This is a genomic window from Saprospiraceae bacterium (genome assembly GCA_026129545.1).
GTDB lineage: Bacteria > Bacteroidota > Bacteroidia > Chitinophagales > Saprospiraceae > M3007.
Window position 1 is genome coordinate 2,478,357 of record JAHCHX010000001.1, and the last position, 23,400, is coordinate 2,501,756.

The 23,400-nt window shown below is 53.5% G+C and carries 19 protein-coding genes and 1 pseudogene; 12 read left to right on the plus strand and 8 right to left on the minus strand.

Annotated elements, in window-relative coordinates; all coding sequences use genetic code 11:
- Positions 1 to 62: 62 nt before the first annotated feature.
- On the minus strand, positions 63 to 3,722 hold the full coding sequence (locus KIS77_09445) for a T9SS type A sorting domain-containing protein (GenBank protein MCW5922558.1): 3,660 nt from the start codon (positions 3,720 to 3,722) through the stop codon (positions 63 to 65).
- 374 nt (positions 3,723 to 4,096) lie between these two features.
- Here KIS77_09445 and KIS77_09450 point away from each other — a divergent pair, with 374 nt between their 5' ends.
- Positions 4,097 to 4,276, plus strand: a complete 180-nt coding sequence (locus KIS77_09450; GenBank protein ID MCW5922559.1) for a sel1 repeat family protein — start codon at positions 4,097 to 4,099, stop codon at positions 4,274 to 4,276.
- A gap of 2 nt (positions 4,277 to 4,278) precedes the next feature.
- On the opposite strand, the gene KIS77_09455 is transcribed toward KIS77_09450, so the two are convergent.
- Complete coding sequence (locus KIS77_09455; protein MCW5922560.1) at positions 4,279 to 4,494, minus strand: DUF4926 domain-containing protein; 216 nt, start codon at positions 4,492 to 4,494, stop codon at positions 4,279 to 4,281.
- 168 nt (positions 4,495 to 4,662) lie between these two features.
- The gene (locus KIS77_09460) at positions 4,663 to 4,839 is read right to left on the minus strand and encodes a hypothetical protein (protein ID MCW5922561.1); all 177 of its coding nucleotides are present in this window, start codon (positions 4,837 to 4,839) and stop codon (positions 4,663 to 4,665) included.
- A gap of 98 nt (positions 4,840 to 4,937) precedes the next feature.
- On the opposite strand from KIS77_09460, the gene dnaE reads away from it, so the two are divergent.
- The 8 genes and pseudogenes from dnaE to KIS77_09500 all read left to right on the plus strand — a co-directional run bounded on the left by dnaE (position 4,938) and on the right by KIS77_09500 (position 11,450).
- Positions 4,938 to 8,522: a DNA polymerase III subunit alpha gene (gene dnaE, locus KIS77_09465; protein ID MCW5922562.1), complete on the plus strand. Its 3,585-nt coding sequence runs from the start codon at positions 4,938 to 4,940 to the stop codon at positions 8,520 to 8,522.
- Positions 8,523 to 8,557: 35 nt separating this feature from the next.
- Complete coding sequence (locus tag KIS77_09470) at positions 8,558 to 8,791, plus strand: hypothetical protein (GenBank protein MCW5922563.1); 234 nt, start codon at positions 8,558 to 8,560, stop codon at positions 8,789 to 8,791.
- Between the two features lie 15 nt (positions 8,792 to 8,806).
- Positions 8,807 to 9,217 (plus strand): annotated as a pseudogene (locus KIS77_09475) (putative toxin-antitoxin system toxin component, PIN family).
- Between the two features lie 116 nt (positions 9,218 to 9,333).
- Positions 9,334 to 9,636: a hypothetical protein gene (locus KIS77_09480; protein MCW5922564.1), complete on the plus strand. Its 303-nt coding sequence runs from the start codon at positions 9,334 to 9,336 to the stop codon at positions 9,634 to 9,636.
- A 130-nt stretch (positions 9,637 to 9,766) separates the two neighbouring features.
- Positions 9,767 to 10,309: a three-Cys-motif partner protein TcmP gene (tcmP, locus tag KIS77_09485; GenBank protein MCW5922565.1), complete on the plus strand. Its 543-nt coding sequence runs from the start codon at positions 9,767 to 9,769 to the stop codon at positions 10,307 to 10,309.
- Positions 10,310 to 10,344: 35 nt separating this feature from the next.
- Positions 10,345 to 11,043: a phage Gp37/Gp68 family protein gene (locus KIS77_09490; GenBank protein ID MCW5922566.1), complete on the plus strand. Its 699-nt coding sequence runs from the start codon at positions 10,345 to 10,347 to the stop codon at positions 11,041 to 11,043.
- Positions 11,044 to 11,055: 12 nt separating this feature from the next.
- Positions 11,056 to 11,268 (plus strand): hypothetical protein, encoded by a 213-nt coding sequence (locus tag KIS77_09495; protein MCW5922567.1) that lies wholly within the window; start codon positions 11,056 to 11,058, stop codon positions 11,266 to 11,268.
- Complete coding sequence (locus KIS77_09500) at positions 11,229 to 11,450, plus strand: hypothetical protein (protein ID MCW5922568.1); 222 nt, start codon at positions 11,229 to 11,231, stop codon at positions 11,448 to 11,450. Before KIS77_09495 ends, KIS77_09500 begins: the two co-directional genes overlap by 40 nt.
- A gap of 4 nt (positions 11,451 to 11,454) precedes the next feature.
- Here KIS77_09500 and KIS77_09505 read toward each other — a convergent pair whose 3' ends face one another.
- The 5 genes from KIS77_09505 to KIS77_09525 all read right to left on the minus strand — a co-directional run bounded on the left by KIS77_09505 (position 11,455) and on the right by KIS77_09525 (position 19,590).
- A complete protein-coding gene (locus tag KIS77_09505) occupies positions 11,455 to 12,498 on the minus strand; it encodes a quinone-dependent dihydroorotate dehydrogenase (protein MCW5922569.1) in 1,044 nt (347 codons plus the stop codon).
- A 126-nt stretch (positions 12,499 to 12,624) separates the two neighbouring features.
- Positions 12,625 to 13,728, minus strand: a complete 1,104-nt coding sequence (locus KIS77_09510) for a DNA alkylation repair protein (protein MCW5922570.1) — start codon at positions 13,726 to 13,728, stop codon at positions 12,625 to 12,627.
- Between the two features lie 113 nt (positions 13,729 to 13,841).
- Positions 13,842 to 16,484, minus strand: a complete 2,643-nt coding sequence (locus KIS77_09515; GenBank protein MCW5922571.1) for a T9SS type A sorting domain-containing protein — start codon at positions 16,482 to 16,484, stop codon at positions 13,842 to 13,844.
- 179 nt (positions 16,485 to 16,663) lie between these two features.
- Positions 16,664 to 18,364, minus strand: coding sequence for a hypothetical protein (locus KIS77_09520; GenBank protein ID MCW5922572.1), 1,701 nt, complete (start codon positions 18,362 to 18,364; stop codon positions 16,664 to 16,666).
- 206 nt (positions 18,365 to 18,570) lie between these two features.
- On the minus strand, positions 18,571 to 19,590 hold the full coding sequence (locus tag KIS77_09525) for an AraC family transcriptional regulator (GenBank protein ID MCW5922573.1): 1,020 nt from the start codon (positions 19,588 to 19,590) through the stop codon (positions 18,571 to 18,573).
- 102 nt (positions 19,591 to 19,692) lie between these two features.
- Here KIS77_09525 and KIS77_09530 point away from each other — a divergent pair, with 102 nt between their 5' ends.
- From KIS77_09530 to KIS77_09540, 3 genes are all read left to right on the plus strand, one after another.
- On the plus strand, positions 19,693 to 20,382 hold the full coding sequence (locus KIS77_09530) for a hypothetical protein (GenBank protein ID MCW5922574.1): 690 nt from the start codon (positions 19,693 to 19,695) through the stop codon (positions 20,380 to 20,382).
- Positions 20,383 to 20,544: 162 nt separating this feature from the next.
- Positions 20,545 to 21,525 (plus strand): cytochrome c, encoded by a 981-nt coding sequence (locus tag KIS77_09535; GenBank protein ID MCW5922575.1) that lies wholly within the window; start codon positions 20,545 to 20,547, stop codon positions 21,523 to 21,525.
- Between the two features lie 338 nt (positions 21,526 to 21,863).
- Positions 21,864 to 23,393, plus strand: coding sequence for an energy transducer TonB (locus KIS77_09540; protein ID MCW5922576.1), 1,530 nt, complete (start codon positions 21,864 to 21,866; stop codon positions 23,391 to 23,393).
- Positions 23,394 to 23,400: the final 7 nt, after the last annotated feature.

Consider the following 23,400-nt stretch of genomic DNA (forward strand, 5'->3'; position numbering starts at 1 on the left):
GCTGTTCGAGGGCTTGCCCGACCAAGAAGAGGAGCGGCTGGGCAGGCCCTCGAACCCCCTCTCTATTCCACCACCAATTTTCGCACACCCGTGCCCATAGCGCCTTCCACGCGCACCAGATAAATCCCTTTTGGCAGGCTGCCTACTCGCATCTGCAAACGTTCGGTACCGTTGGGCATATTCGTTGTTTGCAACAATTGGCCTGCCGCGCTGAAAAGGCTGACCCACATTTCGGAGGTTGCCGGGCGGTCGAGCGTCAGCCACACGGCATCGCTGGTGGGATTGGGGAAAAGGCTGAACGACGGGAGCATGCCGCTTGGCTCCTGCGTGCTGACGGGGTTGAACGGCTGAATGGTGAAGTTGGGTGTGCCGAAAAAGCCGCCTTGCCCGTCCGTCACCATGAAGCGAAAACCATCTGTGCCGCCCGTGTTGGTGCCATAGTCGAAAAAGCGAAGCAGGCCAGCATTCAGCTCGGCTTGGGTGAATTGGTGGCCGGGCTGCAGGTTGCCGAAGCCGATTTTGTTGAGCAGACCAAATTGGGGCACGGTCAAAAGCGTGTATAGCAGTTCGGCGGGCGTGTTGTCTGCGTCGTCCACGAGCAGCAAATCAGGCGTGATGAGTTTGTTGGTACCCTGCGGAAGGAGCAGCGGATGGTTGTTCACGAGGTAGGGCGGGCTGACCGACACGGAGGTGCAAAACTCGAGTTTGAAAATTTCGAGCGTGCCGCCGCCCGTCACCACGTTGTCCTTCACGCGCAGCGTCCAGATGCCCGTGTTGTTTTGGCCATACAGCGGAGCGAGTGGGTTTTCGGGGCGGTAGTAAAGACCATTGTTGGCAGGTGGGCAGGGTAACTGCCCCGGCGCATCGTCGTCGAGGCCGAAGTTGAAATAACCGTTGTAGTTGCCGCATTTCTGCGAAAACAACACGACTTGGGTGCCTTGTGGGCTAATAAGCGTGGCATCCAAATCCTTGAAAAAGCCGTGGAAGCCCTTGATTTGCTGCACGTTCACGTCGCTGACAATGCCGCCTGCGTTCACCGTGATTTTTGATTCCACGGTGGGGGTGCCGTTGGACGCTATGCTTTTGGGCAAATCGTTGGCCGCGAACACGGAGCAGTTTTCGGGGAAAGTGGCAAAGAAGAATGGCTCCGTCCAGTCATGTATGCCGCACTCGTTGCGCGGGCGCACGCGCCAGTAATAAGCCTTGCCTTTTTCCAGCAAAAACGGAATGGCGAAGGATGGGAGCGTGGTGGCTGTTTGGGAGGCCAGTATGGTAGAAAAAGAGGGCGTGTCGGAGAATTGCACGTCGTACGATTCGGCATCGGGTGCGGTGTTCCAGTTCAAGGTTTGCGCCAGCGAGGCGTTGGTGAGGCCATCGGCGGGCGAGGCAAGCGACAGCGCGGAGAAGTCGTTGGAAATGAGGCGCAACGTGATGGGGCGCACCAACACAGGGCTACCTGCGGCGCTGGCTTGCACGTTGAAGGTGTAGATGCCTTCCTGTGTCACGTTTTGCAGGTCAATCTGCAATGTGCTGCTTTCGCCGGGATTGAGTGTCGTCTTGCTGAAAGTAGCGGTGGCGCCGGGGGGCAAATCGCCCGCCAACTCGATGCTGACCGAGTTGCTGAAGCCCAGCGAGCCAGCCGTCAGTACCTCGCTGGTGAACGTATTGGGCAGGCAGATATCCGCGGCATCCGCCGAAAGGCCGAGCGTGAGCGTGGGTTCGGTGGGTTGCTGGATTTTGAAATTGGCGTTGGAGATGTCGAAGAAGATATTGTCCGCCGCATCAATTCGCACTCGTGCGGCGGTAGTTAGGTGGTTGGGTACCAGTACATACTGGCCACCGTCGTTGGCCACTCCCGATGCCAAAGTGATGGGATAGGTCTGCCCCCCGTCGGTACTGAGTCGGATATTGACGTTTTTGCAGTTCACGGGTGCGAGATTCGTGTTCGACACGTCCCAAGTCACATTCACATACTCACCCACGCGCCAGATGTCGGACGACGAGTTGGGTGCCGTCACAAGAAACGGCCCGGCACCGCCCCAGGCCTTGAATGCCACGTCGGCCCAGCCTACGCCGCCGCCGTCGGGCCGATTGTCGCGGGCTACGAGCCGGAGGGTCACGTTGCGGGTATATTCGGGCAACAATTCGGCCTTGTACGTTTGGTTGGACAGTATCGTGCTGAGGCGGGGGAAATAGCGGTTGGTGGCGCTGCCCGGCGCATAGACGCGAAAAATGGCCGAGTTGGCTTCTTGCTCGCCAAGCGCCACTTCGGGGCCAGTGTCCTTGCCCTCCCAGCTATACGTCAAAGAGTCGCCGTCGGGGTCGGTGGCGCTGCCGTTCACCTCAAAAGGCGTTTGGATGGGGATAAAGAAATTGTTCTGATATGGCAGTGTGACGACGGGCGGATTGTTGGTGGTTTCTAAAAACGAGCCGCAAGTGCTGCCGTTTTGCTGGGTGTAAAACAATTGGAACTCTTCCACCGAACCCGAATGAAAGCTGAGCAAGCTGGGGCCATCCACGTTGTCCGTGCCGCAAGCGCCGTGATAAGACATGATGGTGCTGCCACTGCCCGGCTCAAAGGCCGAGTTTCCATGACGGCCATTGCCACCGTTGCAGCGATTCCAAGTGTGTCCGCCGTTGAGTTGGTGTCCTACCTCTTGGCCTATCACGCTGATGAATCCGTCGCCATAGTTGCTGCCGCCATAGCCAGCTGAGCAGCCAGCCGCCTTGCTTGTGCCACACACATTTCCCAGGCTACCTGCCACTCCGATGGCTCCACCGGTGATGTAGCGAGCATAGACGTGGCCGATGTCGTGCGAGTTGAAGTTGCAGTAAGTGTTCAGCACGTTTGGGTTTTGGCTCATCCAGTCTTGCACCGTGACACCGGAATAGGGATGGTCGCCGGGGTTGAGGAAAATCACGTTTTGAGTGGCTGCGGCCAGCTGGAGGCGAATGTTGGCATCGCGCTCAAAAATAGCATTTGTTCGGTCGGTGTATTCCACCACGGCGGAAAGCACGAGCGGTTTGGTGCCGCCGTGATCTTGCCCGAATTGTCCTGTGGTGGCTGCTATGTAGCGAAATACTTTCAGTTTCACGGGTGTCAGCAACGTGCCTCGTGCTTCTGCGGTGGGTGCGTAAGGCGCGTCGGCAGTGGCCACTATCGGTGCGCCCTCGGTGGGTGTCACCCCTGTGCTCAGTCGGCGCTCGTCGCGGGGCAGGTCAACGCGGTCGTAAACGATGCAATAAGCCCCGTTGCCCTCTATGTATGGGTCCACATACACCACGCCGAGGTCGGGCTGCAACACCATCGCTCGGAAGCCGCGTGCGGTGTGGCTGAGCCGTACGGTGCGCCCCGGTGTTTGTAGTGATTCGCCTGCAAAGGTGCGGATATAGGGGTGTTGTGCTGCCAAATCCTCGTCCATGATGGCTGTTTGCCACACACTGAACGCCTCCATCGAGCCATCGGCCAATGGGATGTGGACGACGCATTTTTTCTCTTTTGCGGCAGTGGTAAATTCGCGCGGTGCCTTTGCCAAGGCTGCTTTTATACCCTCATAGTCAAGGAGATAAGTTTTATATTTTGAGGGAAAAATGCTTCGTTCGTCATCATCGCGCTGGGGTATGGCGCTTTCGACGATGGGTTGGAAAAAATGGGTGGTTTGGGCTTGAAGCACGGCAACCAATGCCAAGAGCGTCACCAGTGTAAACGTAGTCTTTTTCATGGAACTGTTTCTGTTTGACAAACATTCAGGGGCTAATTTCCGAAGAATTGTTGCTTCTCACGCACAAGTTTTTGACAAGAGTGGGCAAAACGCACCTTGATTGGTCGAGATTGTTCAGATTGCCACGATTGCTCCCCTTTTGGCGATGGGCTTTTGTGCCACACGGGTCATCACCTCGACCATCAGCCAGACGCGACTCTGGCTACATATACTTCGCGCCGCCAAGTTTTCAGCATCGTCTAGGGTAACGTTTACTAAACTTTTGAAGTTTAGTAAACGTGATCTCATCCTTCCAACCATGCTGAAAACTTGGCGGCACGAGGTATATAATAACTGGCTTAGTTAAACAGGATGAGAAAAAAGCCTTTGAATTTTTGTTTAGAGGGGGGCGTAAAGGTTGGGCTCTCTCTCAATTTAGGATAGGCGAACTTTATGAATTAGGAAAATTTATGGAGGTAGATATTGAAGAAGCGGTAATATGGTATCGCAAGGCTGCAAAACAAGGGAATGAAAATGCTAAAGAAGCCCTCAAACGCCTCGGCCATTCCGAATAGCTTCACGCCGCCTCCAACTCATACCGCAGCACCAGCAAATCCGCCCTTTTCAAAGGGAGCATTGCAATCGTCCGGCCTTGTTTGTCTGCAAATTCCACTTCAAAATCATCGTCGCTGAACACCTCTACCACCGTGCCGACTTGGCCTACTTTCAAGTTTTCGGCAGGTATCGGCCTCAACAGGGCGACAACATCGAGCAATTTAATTTCCTGATTCATAATCGTTTGTTTATTTGATGTAACAACTTGTCAGTCGGGGCGCAAGTTCGTTATGCTCTAAAATCCAAGCAGTCATAACCGTTGCTTTTCGGCCATTTCGCTCAATTTCAAATTCAATTTGGTATCGCTGACCAAATTCGTCCAATCTCGTGGGAATCGCCTCTCGTGTTAACACCGCTTCCATGATTTGTCTTTCAAATAGTCAGCATCAGCAACGGTCATACCCAACACAGATTTGAAAACTGCTGCTTTGTGCTTTCCAGCGGGGTGTTCAGGATTGAGCGCGTAATCCCTCAATTTTTCCATCGGGACAAAAGCAAATTCAGCATTTGGCAGCAGTGACATTCAGTTGGAGAATTTTAGGTTCCCAAACTACAAGTTTTCCACATACTGTCCAAGTCTGCTACGTTTTGTTTTAAATTTGCCCAAAATCAGCACCGCTCATGCCACAATTCGCCCACCTCCATTGCCACACCCAGTTCTCCCTGCTCGACGGAGCGGCCAATATCCCTGCGCTGTTCAAAAAAGCCAAAGCCGATGGCATGCCAGCCCTCGCCATCACCGACCATGGCAATATGTTCGGCGTGTTCCAGTTCGTGGCCGAAGCCGCCAAACACGAAGGCGTGAAGCCCATCGTCGGCTGCGAGTTTTATGTCGTGACCGACCGGCATCGGCGCACCTTCACGAAGGAGGACAAAGACCGTCGCTATCACCAACTTTTCCTCGCCAAAAACCCGGAGGGCTACAAGAATTTGGTGAAACTCTGCTCGCTCGGCTACATCGAAGGGCTTTACGGCAAATACCCGCGCATTGATAAAGAGCTGATTTTGCAATACCACGAGGGGCTGATTGCGACGACCTGTTGCATCGGGGCGATGGTGCCGCAGGCGATTTTGAAAAAAGGCGAAGCGGAGGCGCGGAAAGAATTCGAGTGGTGGCTCGACCTCTTCGGCGAGGACTACTACATCGAGATTCAGCGACACCAGATGCCGGAGCAAGACCAGGTGAACGAGGTGTTGCTGCGCTGGTCGAAGGAGTACAACGTGAAAACCATCTGCACCAACGACTCGCACTATGTGGACCAAAAGGACTGGAACGCCCACGACATCCTGCTGTGCGTGAACACGGGCGAGAAACAAGCCACGCCCGCCATCCGCGAGTTCGTGGAAGAAGGCACGGTGATGAAAGGCGGGCGCTTTGCCTTCTGGAACGACCAGTTCTATTTCAAGACACAGGCCGAGATGGGCGAACTGTTCAAAGACGTGCCACAGGCTTTGGACAACACGCTCGAAATCGTGGACAAGTGCGAGCATCTGAAACTCAAGCAGGACATCCTGCTGCCCAACTTCGTCATCCCGCAAGAATTCCAAACACAGGACGACTACCTCCGTCACCTGACTTACGAAGGGGCGAGAGAACGCTACAGGAACATCACGCCCGACATCGAGGAGCGCCTCAATTTTGAACTCCACACCATCAAAACGATGGGCTTCGCGGGCTACTTTCTCATCGTGTCGGACTTCATCAAGGCCGGGCGCGACCTGGGCGTGTTCATCGGGCCGGGGCGCGGTTCGGCAGCAGGCAGCGCGGTGGCCTATTGCATCGGCATCACAAACATTGACCCCATCAAATACCAACTGCTGTTCGAGCGATTCTTGAATCCCGACCGCAAATCCATGCCCGATATTGACACGGACTTCGACGACGAAGGCCGCCAAAAAGTCATTGACTATGTGGTGGAAAAATACGGCAAACAGCAGGTCGCTCAAATCGTCACCTACGGCACCATGGCCGCCAAAATGTCCATCAAAGACGTGGCGCGTGTGCTCGATTTGCCGCTCGACCAGTCGAACGCTTTGGCCAAGCTCGTCCCCGAAAAACCCGGCATCTCGCTCAAAAGAGTGTTGACCGCACCCCTCGACGGCGAAGGCTCTTTGCGCGAAAAAGAAGGCTTGATGGCCGAGGACATCGAGAATGCCAAAAAACTCCGTGAATACCTCGCCGCCGAAGATTCGCCCGAAGGCACAGTGCTCAAAGAAGCGATGGTGCTCGAAGGCTCGGTGCGTGGCACCGGCATCCACGCGGCAGGCATCATCATCGCGCCGAAGGATTTGACCGAAATCATCCCCGTTTGCACCTCCAAGGAAACCGAATTGCTCATCACCCAATATGAAGGCTCCATCATCGAGGATTCGGGGGTCATCAAGATGGACTTTTTGGGGCTAAAAACCCTCACCATCATCCGCGATGCCCTGCGGCTCATCGAGCAAAATCACGGGGTTAAAATTGACATTGACACCATCCCGCTCGACGACCCGAAAACCTACGAACTCTACCAGCGCGGCGAGACCAACGGCACTTTCCAGTTTGAAAGCGCAGGGATGCAGAAATACCTCCGCGACCTCAAGCCCGACAAATTCGACGACCTCATCGCCATGAACGCCCTCTACCGCCCCGGGCCGTTGGAGTACATCCCCGACTTCATCGCCCGCAAACACGGACGGCAGCAGGTGACTTATGATTTGCCCGACATGGAGGAGTATTTGAAGGACACTTTCGGCATCTGTGTCTATCAGGAACAAATCATGCTGCTCTCGCAAAAACTCGCGGGCTTCTCCAAAGGCGATGCCGACGTGCTGCGCAAAGCGATGGGCAAAAAGCAAAAAGCCGTGCTCGACAAGATGAAAGGGCAGTTCATCGAGGGCGCGGTCGCCAAAGGCCACCCGGCGGACAAGCTCGAAAAAATCTGGACCGACTGGGAAGCCTTCGCCTCCTACGCTTTCAACAAGTCGCACTCCACCTGCTACGCTTTCGTCGCCTACCAAACGGCTTACCTGAAAGCCCACTACCCCTCCGAGTACATGGCGGCGGTGCTGACCCATTCTCAAAGCAACATTGACAAAATCACCTTTTTCCTCGAAGAGTGCAAGCGCATGGGCTTGACCGTGAAAGGCCCCGACGTGAACGAATCGGGAGTCAATTTTTCGGTAAACAAAAAAGGCGAAATACGCTACGGCATGGGGGCAGTGAAAGGCGTGGGCGAGGCCGCCGTCGAGGTGCTTATCGCCGAGCGCAAGGCCAACGGCCCGTTCAAGGACATTCACGATTTCATGCGGCGCGTCAGCCTGCGCGTGGTCAACAAGCGCGTGATGGAGAGCCTTGTGTTTGCCGGCGCGTTTGATAGTTTTGAAAATACCAACATCGCGCCGGGCAAACCCACCTTGCACCGCGCAGCCTTCTTCCAACCCTCCGACAAGTACGAAACATTTATCGAAAACCTACTGAAATACGGCGCGGCCTATCAGGAGGAAAAAATCATGTCGGTCAACTCGCTCTTTGGCGACCTCTCCGAGACCGTCGGCATCGCCGAGCCGCCCGTGCCGAAAGCCGAGCCTTGGAACCTCGTGCTGAAACTGCAAAAAGAAAAAGACGTGGTGGGCCTCTACCTCTCCGGCCACCCGCTCGACGATTTTCGCTACGAATGGGAAACCTTCGCTACCCCGCTCGCCAACGTCGAAAACTTCAAAAATCGCAAGGTCAACGTAGCGGGTTTTGTGCTAAAGGCAGAGCACCGCATCAGCCAAAAAGGCACGGGCTGGGGGCGTTTCACCTTGCAGGACTACACCGGCTCGCTCGACATCACGATGTTTTCCGAGACCTACGCCAAATTCAAATCCTTCTTCGAGGAAGGCACGACGGTCTATGTGGAAGGCGAATACAAGCAGCGTTACAACTCCGACGAGTTTGAATTTCGCGTGCTGAACGCCAGACTGTTGGAAACCGTCGGGCAGGAAAAAACCTCCTCCATCACCCTGCGCATCCCGGTCGAAACCCTTTCGGGCACGCTCATCGAGCGCATCGAACAACTTTGCTCGGCGCACAAAGGCAAACACGACCTGCGCATGGAACTGGTGGATTTCACCAACAAAGAACGCCTCGCCTTCCGCTCCGCCGCGCGCAAGGTGAACGTGGACAACGACTTCATCGCCGCGGTGAAGGAGTTGGGCGTGGAGTGTGGGGTGAATTGAGTTTTTCCGTAATTTTGAGTTCTAAAAGAAATAACATGGAAGCCATGCAAACGCCTTTCAACGCCGCCCAACAAGAGTTGCTCCAACTCTTTGCCGTGGGCCTCTCGGACGAAGAACTCCGCGAGCTGAAACAGATTTTGCTCGATTTCAAATTCCGACGAGTGACGGCGCTCGCTGATAAAGTCTGGGACGAAAAAGGTTGGAATGATGAAACGGTGGAAAAAATACTGCAAACCCGTATGCGCACACCGTACAAAAAGGAAAATTGAACAGATGTCCGAATCATGCGCATTGTCCTCGACACCAATGTTCTGCTGACTTGTTTTTCGTCTCGCTCTAAAACCCACCTGATATGGCAATCGCTTCGGCAAGGGAAGTTTGACTTGTGCGTGACGACCGAGGTTCTTGCTTAATATGAGGAGATTATCACTGAGCAAACCAATGCCGAACTTGCAGCAGCCGTTCTTGACGCTATCCTCCATTTGCCGAATTTGAGGCTCGTCACCCGGTATTTCAAATGGAATCTCATTACCCCCGACCCTGACGATGACAAATTTGTGGATTGTGCCATTGCCGCCGGAGCCGACTACCTTGTGACCGAGGACAAACACTTCAAAATTCTTGAAAAAATCCCTTTCCCAACAGTTCGGATGCTTCGAGAAAAGGAGTTTGTGGAAATGTTGAAGCAACACTGACGACTTCATCGCGGCGGTGAGGGAGTTGGGGGGGGAGTGCGGGGTGAATTGGAAAGCTTTTTGTGTTTTATTTTTTGTTTTAAATTTGCATTCCAAACCTAAAACCAATCCTGATTATGAACTCCTTCGGAGGTAACTGGACTGAAAACAAGATTGAAATATTGGTTGAGTACGCCAAAGCTTACTTGACTATCATGAACGTCTATGCCAATAAATTTGGCTGGAAATTGATGTATTTTGATGGATTTGCAGGAAGTGGGCTAATTGTCAAAGAAAAAGATGAGAACCGAAAAGAGATTATTGGAGCGGCTCGACGAATTATATACCTCGTGCCGCCAAGTTTTCAGCATGGTTGGAAGGATGAGATCACGTTTACTAAACTTCAAAAGTTTAGTAAACGTTACCCTAGACGATGCTGAAAACTTGGCGGCGCGAGGTATAGAAATTGAGGAACCTCGACCTTTTGACGAATACTACTTCGTTGAATTGCATGAAGGCAATCTAAAAACCTTGTAACAAAGTACCAAGTCGGCCTTTCCTCAAAAAACGATTTATACTGTAAAAGAAGACTGTAACACAAAGCTAAAAGCCCTTGCAGGCTTTCTTCAGACTTCCAAAGGCAAGCCTTATAAGATTCTCGCTTTTATAGACCCGTGCGGAATGCAATTAGAATGGGATGCAATTCAGTGTTTGAAGAATCTCTCGATTGATACGTGGGTTTTAGTTCCAACTGGCATGGGGGTCAGTCGTCTTTTAAAAAATGACGGAAACATCTCGGATGCTTGGCTTGGGAAACTAGAGGTTTTTTTGGGAATGGGTAGAGATGAAATTCGACAGTTCTTTTACAAAGAAAAGGAAGTACAAACGCTATTTGGTCCCGAAACAGTTGTGACAAAAGAAGAGAGAGCGATTGAGAAATCGGCCGAACTTTATCGAAGTAGGCTTGGCGCGATTTTCAAATTTGTCTCTGAAACATACGTTTTGAAAACCGAATCAAATACTACTCTTTTTCATTTCCTCATGGCCTCCAATAACCCAAGCGCAGTAAAAATAGCCAATGAAATCGTTAGAAAATACAACACAATAACCTGACTATCATGGCACACTCCCGCATCGAATGGACAGAAATGACTTGGAACCCAACTACGGGATGCACCAAGATTTCGCAAGGGTGTAAATTCTGCTATGCCGAGGTATTGACAAGGCGGCTGAAAGCCATGGGGTTGGAGAAATACAAAGATGGATTCAAGGTGGTAAAGACGCACCCGGAAGAATTATTGCGACCTTACGAGTGGAAAAGCCCCAAAGTTGTTTTCGTCAACAGCATGAGCGACCTCTTTCATGAAGATGTTCCACTCGACTACATCAAAATGGTGTTTGGCGTGATGAACGACTGCCGTCAGCATCAGTTTCAGGTTTTGACCAAACGAGCCGAACGATTGGCAGAAGTCGCTGGTGAACTGACTTGGACAGAAAATATCTGGATGGGCGTATCAGTTGAAAATCAGAAAGTTGAGAACCGAATTCAGTATTTGAAACAAACGCCAGCCCTCATCAAATTCCTTTCTCTTGAACCACTTATTGGTCCTTTACCGAACCTCGACCTTTGGGGAATTGATTGGGTTATCGTCGGCGGGGAGAGCGGTCGCAAACCTCGCCCGATAAAAACGGAATGGGTGTTAGACATTAAAAATCAATGCGAAACAGCCAGAGTAGCTTTCTTTTTCAAGCAATGGGGCGGCACCAACAAGAAAAAATCAGGTAGATTATTGGAGGGCAGGACGTATGACGGGATGCCCAAATTGACGCAACCGATAGCATTTTAGTTTTCACCTCCCATGCCTCTCACCTACACCAACCGCTGCCGCCAGACCCACTACTTCCGCGCTGTCGAAACCGCCAAAGGCGGCACACGCTACTACATCGTCAAGTCGCTGCAATATCCCGACCTGATTGACGAATTGCCCGATGGTTTTGAAATTCACGAACAGCCTTACGAAGGCCGCTTTATATGTGGAAAAAGTACGACGACAATTTTCGTTTCATCTTGATTGACCCTCAAAAACGCATTTTTCAAGCCGAGCGCCGAACGTATTTCAGCCTTGGTGGCGGAGATTACCGGCCGCTCAAAAACGGTCGCGGTACTTTGGAAGAACTCACCGAACGATTTTGCCCACATATCGGGCGCGAGTCTTATTTCGAGCTGCTGGTGCCGGAAGGGTTCGATGAGTAACCTGCTATTTATCCCTCGCCCCTTCAAGGATACGCCTCACCAGCCTCGGCCCTTCGTACACCAAGCCCGTGTAAACCTGCACCAAATCGGCACCAGCTTCCCACTTTTCTTGGGCCGAAGCAGGCGACTCTATGCCCCCCACACCGATAATAACGGCCTCTTTCCCAAGTTTTGTTCGCAAGTAGCGAATGACGGAGGTGGCCCGTTCGCGCAGGGGAGCACCGCTCAAACCACCCGCCCCCATCGCCTCGACGCGGAGCTTCGGCGTGCGCAGGTGGTCTCTCGAAATAGTCGTGTTGGTGGCAATCACTCCCGCCAAGCCAGTCGTGTTCACGATGTCGGCGATGTCGTCCAATTGACTGTCCGTAAGGTCGGGGGCGATTTTCAGCAAAATAGGTTTGGGCGCGGGCCGTGATTGATTTTTTTCCTGCAGCAGCAACAAGAGCCGGGTCAGCGGTTCTTTTTCTTGCAAGGCCCGCAGCCCCGGTGTGTTTGGGGAGCTCACATTGACCACAAAATAATCCACCCACGGGAAAAGCGCCTCGAAGCAAAGGAGGTAATCGCGTTCGGCTTGCTCATTGGGTGTCGCTTTGTTTTTGCCGATGTTGCCCCCAATGATGAGGCCATTGGGAGCGCCTTTTTCACGCAGGTTTTTCAAGCGCCTTGCCAGCGCCTCAAGCCCCTCGTTGTTGAACCCCATTCGATTGATAAGCGCATGGTCGGCAAGCAGCCGGAACAAGCGCGGCCGCGGGTTGCCATCTTGCGGAAGCGGCGTCACGGTGCCTACTTCCACAAAGCCAAAGCCGAGGCAGGCCATTCCTCTGATGTGTTTTCCATCTTTGTCAAAACCTGCTGCGAGGCCCACGGGGTTGGGAAAAGTCAACCCCATCACACGGCGCTCGCAACGTTTGTCGGGCAAGCGGTACATCTTGCGCAGCAAAATGCGCGTGGGTGGGAAGGCAGCGGCCCAATCGAGCAACAAAACAGTGACGCGGTGCGCGGTTTCGGGCGGGAGGAGGAAAAGCAGCGGCTTGAGCAATGAGTACATACGCCCGCAAAAGTCGGGAAACGAGTTCATTTCTGTAAAGCCAATTGCGCAAAGTGCTCGCCGCAACATTTGAAAATGAAGAGGGCAAGAGCAGGGCAAGAGCCTTTGCGTGCTTTGCCACGAGCCTCACAACACCTCGAAAACACCCTCCGCAGAAGCGATGCCATTCACCAAGATACGCAGGCGATGCGGGCCGGGGTAGTGTTTTCGCGTGGTGAAATCCTGAAATCGCTGCCTGCGAATGATGTATTCCGATTGACTGGGCATCAGTTCCATTTCCTTGATTTTGAAAACCTTGTACGATGGCTTGCCGGAAATGGTTTGATACTCGATGCCATATTCAAGCCTGATTTGCGCAGGCGATGTCGCGGTGTTTTTGACCCAAAAAGAAAAGTTGAGTTGCTCGCCGATGCGTACTTGTTTGGAGTGTGCGCAATCCGACACCACAATGCCTTTCACATCTTGCTGGAAACCAAAATGTGCCAGCGCTCTGGCGTTTCCTTTTTTCAACAAACCTCGGCAGGCATGGCGCACCACCCAATCGGTCGCTGTCGAATGTCCCAACCAACGTTCCGCGATGCTCAGCACGAGGTCGGGATGGTCTTTGGCGATGTCGTTGAGATTGTTGGCCACAGAGCGGCGCACTGTCTCGGCGGGGTCGTCTTTCAGGTTTTCAAGTATAGGCAATATAGGGGCGGGGTCGCGTTTGAGCGCGGGCACACCCATGCCCCAAGGCAGACGAGGGCGGATGCCTTCGCTGCTGAGGCGGCGCACCATGGCGCTCTCGTGGCGCGACCATTCGAGCATCTGAGCGTGCATCCGAGCGGGATAGTGGAGCAAGAACGGGCGCACCGCGAACTCGGCGCTACTCCATCGGGTGAGTGTCGCAAGTGCGGGAATAGAATGGTCGGGTTCCGCAACGCCATGTGCTTCGACGAAGTCGGGCAGGAATGTGTATTCAAAGGTCAATTTGTCGCCGTGCCGAGCGAGATACCGCTGCGTCGTTTGCACCACGATTTCCAAAGCAGCCGGGTAATCGGGTGGCAAATGGGCGCGGAGCGAATGGCTGATGTGGCGCACTCGTTGCTTGAGTTCGCGCGATTCCCATTCGATATCGAACACGCTTTGCAAAAAGTGCTGTGGCTCAAATTTTTCCCAGACGGCCCGCACTTCTGCTGCGAAAGGCTCCAAGAGTGCGCGGGAGAATATGTTTTTTAACGGTTCGGGCATGGAGGATAGAGGATGTAAGGTCGGAAAAGACAAGAGTCCCCTGCATAAAGTCGCAGGAGACTCTTGTCGATTTTTCAAAAAACTCCTTCGGGAGGAGGTTGCGATTGCTCGAATTAACGATTGAGCACCACGCGGCGGATGGCTGTCTCGCCGTTCACGATGACGCGCAGGAAGTATGTGCCGTCGTTGAAACGAGAGAGGTCAATTTGCTGGGCGTAGTTGTTCACTTTGCCGGCATCAATGGTTTGCAGCGTCTGGCCGAGCGTGTTGACCACTTCGACGCGCACGTCGGATGCTGTTTCCAAGACCAAATTGAGCAGTGTCGTGCTTGCTGTCGGGTTCGGGTTCACTGTGAGTGATTTCACCGAAGCCGGGTCTTTCACCGAAGTGGTGACCGAAACGGTCACGTCAATTTCGTCAGCGCACCCCGTCAGGTCAGTGATGATGGCGGTGTAAGTGCCTGTTGCGAGACCAGAGATGTCCTCATCGCTCGAAGTGAAGCCACCGGGGCCTGTCCATTCGACGGCAAACAAACCAGAGCCGCCTGTTATGGTCAGGTTGATAGCGCCGTTGTTGCTGCCCGGGCTAGCGGGCGTGACGGTCGTGGTGGCGCCCAATGGGTCAAGTGGGCCGAGGAGGGTTAGCGGAGTGGACTGGCCAACGAAGAAGCAAGCGTTGTCAACATTGAGCTGGTGCAGGAATGCAGGGTCAGCTGGAGAGTTGTCAATTGCAGAAGCCACCACTATGGGCGTGAAAAACCAAATTTGGTTTTGTGCCAATGGGGTGCCGCTGTTGGTCAGGTTGGGTATGTAGGGGTTCTGGTTCACGGCAAAGCTACCCCAGTAGCCTGTGGCCAAAGGAGGCCAAGTGCCAGCAGGGATGGGTTGCTGAGAGATAGCCCAAGACATGCCGAATACTGGGCCGATGGTCGGGATGACATAGCCGCTGCCGAGCGTGAGCACGGTGTTGGTGGATGTGGCGTCGCACACGATACCGTTGTTCGATACGGTGTAGGTGCCCACTTGACCTTGTGCGCAAGTGATGGTCGGGAGGCGGGTGATTTCGATGCAGAATTGTCCAGTAGCCACCAAGTTGCCGACGCTCCATCCATCAATAAGCATACGGTAGTCGGTGCCGTTGACGGTCTCGATGTCAAGACCGGCGCGATAGTCAGGCTCGCCGTTCCCATAGATGTCTTCGTTGCAAAGAATCTGTGTAAGGCTGCCGCATTGACCTGTGTAGATGGCCATTTGTGTGTCGCCATCGTCAATGTAGTTGCTGCCAGTGGTACAAGGCACGGTTTCGATGTGGTATTTGTTGCCGTCGCCTGTGAAGGTGAACCACATGGAGCCGTCAAGTTTTGGAACAACGGGGCCAGTGCCTGTGACGAAATCGGACCAGCAGCTAGGCGCAGCTGGGTCGGTGGGGCTGACGGTGGCGTTGGTGTTGTCGAAAATGCCAGTGGTTTGTGGCACCGTGGGCGCTTGGCCGAAGAAGAGCGACAAATCCACTGCGCCTGCACATTCGTCCACATTGAACACGACAGGGTCGAGCTCCACATACTCCAGGTTGTCCACATAGTAAACGTGCTGCGCGTTGATGCCGTAGAAGTTGATGCCGCCCAAGTTGTTCGGGTAGCCCACTTTTCTCACGAAGTTGCCATTGATGTACACCGATATCAGGTTGTTGTCGAGGTCAACTCTGTGTTCCACATCAAACCAAGTGTTGTATGGATAGGTAAAAGTCCCGACCGAGGCGCTGCTGATTTGTATGTCGCCTGCGCCATTGGCATTGAAGAACACCTCCATGTTCCAAGAGCCTGCGCCAATCGGCACCACGTTTTGGATGTTGTAGTAGCCCAGTCGGCCTGTGGCAAAATAGAGCTTCCACTTCACGCTGTAGTTGCCAGTGGTTTTGTTGCTCAAGTTGAGCACTACGTCCTGTGGGCCACCGCCTTGAATTTTGAGCGAGTTGGGCGTGGAGAAAGCTTGTTCCGTGCTCACGATGCCATCTTCCGTACCGCCTTCCGTGCCGCTCCAAGTCGTCCAGTGGGTGGCTTGTGGGCCGAGTCTGATGGCTGTGCTGTAGCTGTCAAAATTGTCGCAAATAATGGCCTTGGGGTTTTGGTCGCAAGGCACTGGGCCAGTTTCTTCGATGAGTTCGAGGTCGTCTATTTTCCAGTAGTACTCGTATTCGCCTTGATAGCGGAACTGGAGCCATACTTGCGGCTGGTTGGCAGCTTCGGGAAGCGCGATTTGAATCACGCCGTGATAGATGCTTGTGCCAGCGCCTTCTTGCACCAAAGCATCAATTTCTGGGATGTTGTGATAAGTGAAGTTCGTGCCATCTGTGCTGACACCCAAGCGACACACTTCCGTGCCGGAAAAGCTGCGGTAGTAGGTGTTGAACTTGAGGCGGACGTTCGATTTGCCCGTGCAATTGGCTGGGACACCCACGCCCGTCAGGGTGACATCGTGAGGGAAGTTTTCCCCGTTGGCATCCGAGTCGAACCACATATACCCTGTGGAAGCAGTAGGAGCATTGAAGGCTGCAGGCATCCAAGCACCCGCATTGGGCACATTGCTCCATTTCCATGTTTGGGTACCCGTGTTGGTGCCGCCATGCACCCAGTTGGTGGTGGCGGTGGTTTGGTCAGAGAAAGTCTCTGTCCAGAAAGTTTGTGCGAAAGCGATGTGCGCGCAACAAGTTAGGAAGAGGGCGGCAAGCACGCTTTTAAAGGTGAAAGTTCGTGTCATAGGAAGAAATCCTTTTTGGTTAACAGTTTCAACGTGAAAAATTCGAGCTGCCAAATTCCAAAAAAGAATCCGTACGGAACGGCATACCCGAAGGCTTTTTTCCGAATTGCTTGTTTTTTACAAATTTGAAAACAATAAACGCTTGAAAAGCAAGAAATTGGGTTTAAAGTTTATCCTTGTCACTTTCCCAAGAGCACGATTTCGAACGGCGTATCCAGCACCACCCTTCCGTCTTTCACCGCGACTTGCTGGCCGGAGTAATAGTCGGTCAGCACCGTGCCGTCGGCAAATGTGGCGTGCATGGGCACCTCTTTTTTCCCCCGGGGCCAATCCAATCCAACCACTACCGTGTCCCAGAAAAGGTCGGAGACGTACATCCGTTTGAACAGATAAGGCTTTTCGGAAAGCATGGTGTGTACCCCCGCACCCACTGCTGGATGCTCCCGGCGGAAGCGACCGAGTTTTTGCCAGTGTGCCAACACGTCTTGTGCCTTGTGGCCGCCGCGCCAAGCGTTGGAGGCGAGTTCTTCCCAATTCATGAATGAACGGAGCGTGGCATCGCCCTGAGTGCCAGGCACGATGAGCGTGCGGTTGGTCTCGTCGCCATAATAGACTTGTGACGAGCCTGGGCACAGCAGCAGCTTGGTGCCTGCCTCAAAGGGTTTTTTGCGTTCCTTGTCGAAAGGGCTGCCATCATCGTGCGAGGTGAGGTAGTTGACCACGCTTAGGTTGCGGAGTTGGTTGTGGAGCAGGTTAGAGTATTTGGAAAAAATGGCTTCATAAGAGGGGGTTTGCGCGTCGTTTTTCAATTCAAAATTGATGAGGCTATTAAATCCGTAGCTGTAAAAATCCACTTGGCGGTCGCCAAAGTCATAGAGCCGCCCTGCGGAAATGTTGTAGTTATAGACCTCGCCGAACATAAAGAAGTCGTTCTTGTCCAACACCTTGCCGGGATTGCTTCTTTTCCAGTCGGAGAAGGCGAGGTCGGCCTCTTTGCGCAGTTCGGCCCACACGCTTTCTTCAATGTGTTTGGCTGTGTCGCAGCGGTAGGCATCCACACCGAATTTCCGAATGTAGTCCGTCAGCCATTTGATGATATAGAAACGAGGTGCGCGCGGGTAGCCTGTTCGTTTGAAAAAAGCATCGAGCTCGGCCACCTCTTTTTCGTAGCGGCCTTCGCGCTTCCATTTTTCCACCAAAAAAGGAGGGAGTTCGACGGGTTCGTTGCGCTCGGTCTTGATGTCGGGCAGGTTTTCCACCAACGTACATTCGATAGTGGTCTTGTAGCCTGTGTAGGTGCAGGGCGGCCCGGTGCGCACCCAATTGGGCCACACGGGGTCTTTTTCGGTGGCGGGGCCTGTGTGGTTGATGACCACGTCGAGCACCACTCGGATGCCGCGCTTGTGGGCTTTTTCCACCAGCTCGGCCAAGTCGGTTTCGGTGCCAAAGTTGGGGTCGAGACGGGTCCAATCTTTCGTCCAGTAGCCGTGAAACCCATAGGTCGCGCCAGTGCCCTCATCCACGAAACCGTGAATCTGCTCCACCACCGGGGTGAACCAAATCGCGGTGATGCCCAATTGGTCGAAGTAACCTTCCTCCAATTTTTTGGTGATGCCTTTGAGGTCGCCCCCCATGAAGCCGCGCAGCGGAGCGGTGGGCGCGGTGCGGCCAAAATTTCGGTCGTTTTTGCGGTCGCCGTTATAGAAGCGGTCGGTGAGCAGGAAATAGATGTTGGCGTTCTCCCAGAGGAACGGCGCGGTGCTCACTTGGATGCTCGCGGCGGGTTGTGGGGTTTTGCAGTTGAAAAAAGAAAGCAGGAGCAAAAGCGTCGCCATCCTCGTCAGCGGGATGGTGGGCAAAACGGCGTAAAATCGCTTCATGGTACGGTGAATGTTTGTTGGGGCGCAAGATAGGGTGCTCGGCCCAGCACCGCAACCCCCACGCCCAATGTCGCCCGCCCGATCCACAGGCGCTCGAAAGTTTTTGTGGCTGTCAATATCGCCTATTGTTTCACCGATTTGCCAGTGGGCATCCAATTGAGCACCGTTCGGTGAAAGACCATTTCCCATGAATCTTACAACCTTTATCAGCCCATGTATGCCTTTGGGTTGGTCCCTGTCCATTTTTTGAATGCCCGACGAAACACGCTTGGCTCGGCATAGCCCAGTTTGTAGGCGATTTCATTGACGGTCAGCGAAGAGTCTTTCAGCAGGCCGAGGGCGAGCTCATGCTTGACAGACTCGGCTATTTCCTGAAAAGACGTGCCTTCGTCTTTCAGCTTGCGTTGCAAGGTGCGGGGAGAACTGTTAAAAACCGTCACCACGTCGGTCAATTGAGGCAGCGTGGTGTTGAAATTTTGTAGTAATGCCCGCCGCACTTCATTGGCGAACGATTCGCGCTGACGGGTTTTGGCAATCTCTTTTTCCAACAAATCGCGGAACAGGGCCGTCAGTGTGGGGTTGTGGCCTATGACCGGAAGCCGCACATCTTTCAAACGAAACACGATGTGGTTGCTCGGCTGGCCGAAAGAGGGTTCCGCTTTTAGGATTTGCAGATATTCTCGCGTGTCGCGGGGGCGCGGATAACGCATCGAAATCCTTAGGGGATAGAGGGTTTTGCCGGTCAACATTCGCACAATATGCAGGGTGCCCGAAAAAGAGAGCTCCACGCTCATGCGGGCGGTTTCGGGCGAGAGGTTGTTCCAAGCAGGGATAGGCTCGCAATAAAGCGTGAGCTCCTCACCGCGCACTTCCGTGTAAAAATCGTAGAGTTTCGTGACAGTGCGCACGTATTGCTCAAGGTTGACAAGGGCGGTCTGCAAGTTGGGGCTGCTCTCCATGAGCAGCCCGACCATTCCGAGCACGACGGGCGAGGTGGCTTGACCGATGCGAAGCCCCAAGAAGGGGTCTTTCGTGAGCCGCAGTGCCGCCTCCATGATGCTGCAGTTCACCTCCAACCCTGCCAGCACATCGTCCTTTTCCAGCATTTCAGGCGTGATGCCGCCTTCCCGGCAGAGCTGTTGCACATCTGCGCCGCGTTCCGCCGCGCCATACACGATGTTGCGGATAATAGGCATCGTCACCCAAAGGGAAGCAGAACTATCCATGTCGCAAGATGTCACTTTTATGTCGCAAAATACGACTTGTTGGGAAAGGAGGCGCCCGGACTTTTGCACCGTCCATCACAACAATCATTTTAAATCTAAAAGATGAAAACAACGACCCAGTTCAATCGCCAAGTCGGCGCCCTCACCATGCTCTCTGCCATTTTGGCTTTTGCAAGCATGCTGGTAGGCACTTTAGCCGTCGAGTTTGACTTCGACACTTTTGCCGACCCGTCGTCCATGTTGCGATTTTCGCACAACCACGCACTTGTGAAAGGTTCGATGTTGCTCGATATGTTCGGTTACTACCTGCTGCTCACACCCGTCGCTTTTTACCTGCACGGGTATTTGAGCCGAAAAACGCTTTGGGCAAACACGCTCACATTTTGCGGTCTATCTTACATCCTCATCGGTTCCATCGGCGCGGCCATCCTTGCCTCGGTGTGGCCGCAGCAAATGCAGGCGTATCTTACGGCAAATGTAGCGCAACAAGCAATGTTGCAAGCAGATGCCAGCAACATTGCCGCCATCGTCTATGGCGGAATGTGGAACATCTTGGAGACGTTCCTCTGCGGCGTATGGTGGGTAGGGCTTGGCGTAGCATTGCGCACGGAGCTCAAATCACCCGGGAATGTGAGTATCGCATTGGGAGTGGCTTGCTTACTGGATAGTGTGGGCAACATGGCCGGGTTGAAGATGCTGGCGGAAATAGGCCTGAATATCTACCTGCTTCTTGCAATCGTGTGGGCAATGTGGGTAGGCATTTTGATTTACAAACAAAAAATCACCGCGTGAAACAGCCCACTCACGAAACCGATTCACTCGCACATTCATGTGATTGGCGCCTCTAATCATTCCTTTCACTTTTGCACTCGAAATCAAAAACATCATTGGGCGTGCCACACTTGCATGGCGCTTCCTGCACTTCAACAACTTTCAAATTAAGCAACTTTCCTTATGAAAAAAGCTATGAAAATCATCGGCTACCTATTGGGTAGCATCGTGCTGCTGTTGGCAGCCTGCCTTGCTTTCTTTCACTTCAAAGGTGTTCCCCAATACGAATATGCCCCACCTGAACACGTCAAAACCCTGCAAGTGACACCCGACAGCGCACGGCTGGCACGCGGGGCGGCCATCGGAGCCATGCACTGCATGGAATGTCACGCAGCCGCCGACGGCAAACTGGTGGGCAAGCCCATGAACGACCTGCCGCCCATGTTCGGCAAAATCAACACCCTGAACATCACCCAAGACCCCGTGCACGGCATCGGCGCTTGGACGGACGGCGAACTCTACTATTTCCTGCGCACCGGCATTCACAAAGACGGACACTGGTCGCCGCCCTTCATGCCCAAATACTCCTTGATGGCCGACGAAGACCTCTATTCGGTCATCGCATGGTTGCGCTCCGACGACCCGCGCCTTGCGCCCGACAGCCGCGAGTATCCGCCCAACCGTTTCAATTTGTTCATAAAAACCCTTTCTAACATCTTGTTTAAGGCTCCGCCGCTCCCCGAAAAGCCGATTGTCATCCCCGACGCATCCAATAAAATTGCTTTTGGAAAATATGTGGCCGACAACCTGAGCAACTGCTATATGTGTCACTCGGGCGATATACTGAAAGCAAACGCCTTGCACCCGGAGCAAAGCTTTGGATACTACGGCGGTGGCACCGAGATGCGCAACGAGGCCGGAGAGCCTGTGTTTAGCGCCAATCTGACCATGGACAAAGAAACAGGCCTTGGCAACTGGACAGAACAACAATTCATCGAGGCCGTGCGCTTCGGCAAAAAGCCCGATGGAGGTATGCTCTCGCGCCCGATGGCACCTCACTCCATGCTGACCGACGAGGAGGTGAGCGCGATTTTCGCCTATTTGAAAACGGTGCCTGTCATCAAAAACCCGGTGCAGCGATATCAGGCAAGTGTGGAAAGGTGACTTTTTTTGAGCGCGTTTATCCTTATTGAAAAAACACTTTGATGCGGTGGCACGGCTATTCTGTTTAGCCGTGCCACCTTTTTTATGCCCAAGACAAAATGGGTGACGGCAGACAAAAACCATCTGATTTGAAATCTGAATAGCGGCGCTTTCTCGTATCAAATGGCACCATTCTTGAAAATCGGCTTTGACAATGCTGTGCCGCGTCTCTCCCCCCCCTTTGTGCGTGCAAGTTGAACCCTCCCACCTCGTTTGCACACTGCGCTTCGTCGAGTTTTCAGCATGACTGCCATTTCAATTCATTCAAATCGCTGTCGCTCAATACAAAATCCAACACCATGTCCAACAATCCTGTGTGCCGTGTTGTCGCCCTGACGATGGGGCTTTTCCTGTTTGCATTCGCCAAAGATGCCTGCGCCCAAAACGGAGAGGCGGCGGCCATTGTCATCGCCGATAAAAACGACGGCTCAAAAAGCGCCTTGAATGCGCTGAACCAACCGCCTCGTTTTCCGGGCTGCGAGTTGACGGGGCGCTCCATCGAGGAAAAAATCAAGTGCGCGGAAGAAAAACTGCAACAATACATAACGGACAACCTCCAATATCCCGACGCGGCCAAGTCGCCTGATTTCAAACCCGTGATGGTGAGAGTAAGGGTCACGGTGGATGCCAACGGCAAGGTGCACTCCCCCCGCATCCTCGATTTGGGCATCAAAGAATATGATGCCAACGCACTGGCCGTGCTCAAAAAAATGGAACGCGACGACGTGCGATGGCTCCCCGCCATCGCCGACGGACAGGCGACACGCACTCCCGTGATGGTGACGGTGGTGTATAGTTGGGAAGGGAGAAACAAAGCGTTCCCGACGCTCGACAAACCAGAAGATGAGGACGAAATCTATGAATTGCCCGACGATATGCCCGCGCTCGGCACCTGCCGGCAAAAAGGCCGCAAGGACGAACATATCCGGGATTGCTCGTTGGAGCATCTGAACGACTTTTTCCTGCAACACCTGATTTACCCCGAAGACGCGCTCCGAATTGGTTTGGAAGGGGATATTCAGGTCGAGTTTGTGGTGGGGCGAGACGGGCACATCCGCAACCTCGCGCTGAAAAACGACATTGGCCTAGGTTGCGGCGAAGAAGTCAGGCGCCTGTTCCAGTTGTTGAAGGAAAAAAACATCGTCTGGCTGCCCGGCGAGGAAAACGGAGAAAAAGTGAGCGTGTTGCTGAGAACAACCGTCCGTTTCAGGCTCAAAAGCAGCGAAAGACCCACCGTCAAAATGGCCAATGCCGACCCCAAGCCATTTTTTGCGACAGGCAAGGCCGGGTACGAGTATTTTCAAGACACCTACCTAAAATCCCCGAAAACCAAAGACCCCGCCCAGCCCTGCGCATTCGGTGTCGTGGATGTCAAGTTCAAAATCAACCAGCAAACAGGTGCCCCGTTTGTGCTCGAGATGATTGACTACAACAATCTGGGCAAGGAATTCAAGGCAGCCGCCACCGCGTTTTTGCAGGAGACCAGCGGCCAATGGCGCGTGCAATACCCCGCGCTGGGAAGCGAAACCCAATACTATCTCTCCTTGCCTTTCGCCACAAACAGCGCAGCCTGCCCAGACTTGCTCAAAGGCTACAAGGAAGTGATTTATCAGGCGCTGAGCGACGCGGCACTCGCCGAAAAAGAAAAGAGCGCCACCAGCATGGAGGCGCTCGACAAAGCAGTGCGGCTTTTCCCCGCCGACAACAAAATTCGCCACCTGCGAGGCATGGCGCTTTACAAAACCGGGCGAACGCTGGAAGGCTGCGTGGATTTGTTTTTTGTGAACAAACAAAACAAGGAAATCCCGGTGCCTGCCAACTGCAAGTAGAGGTGTC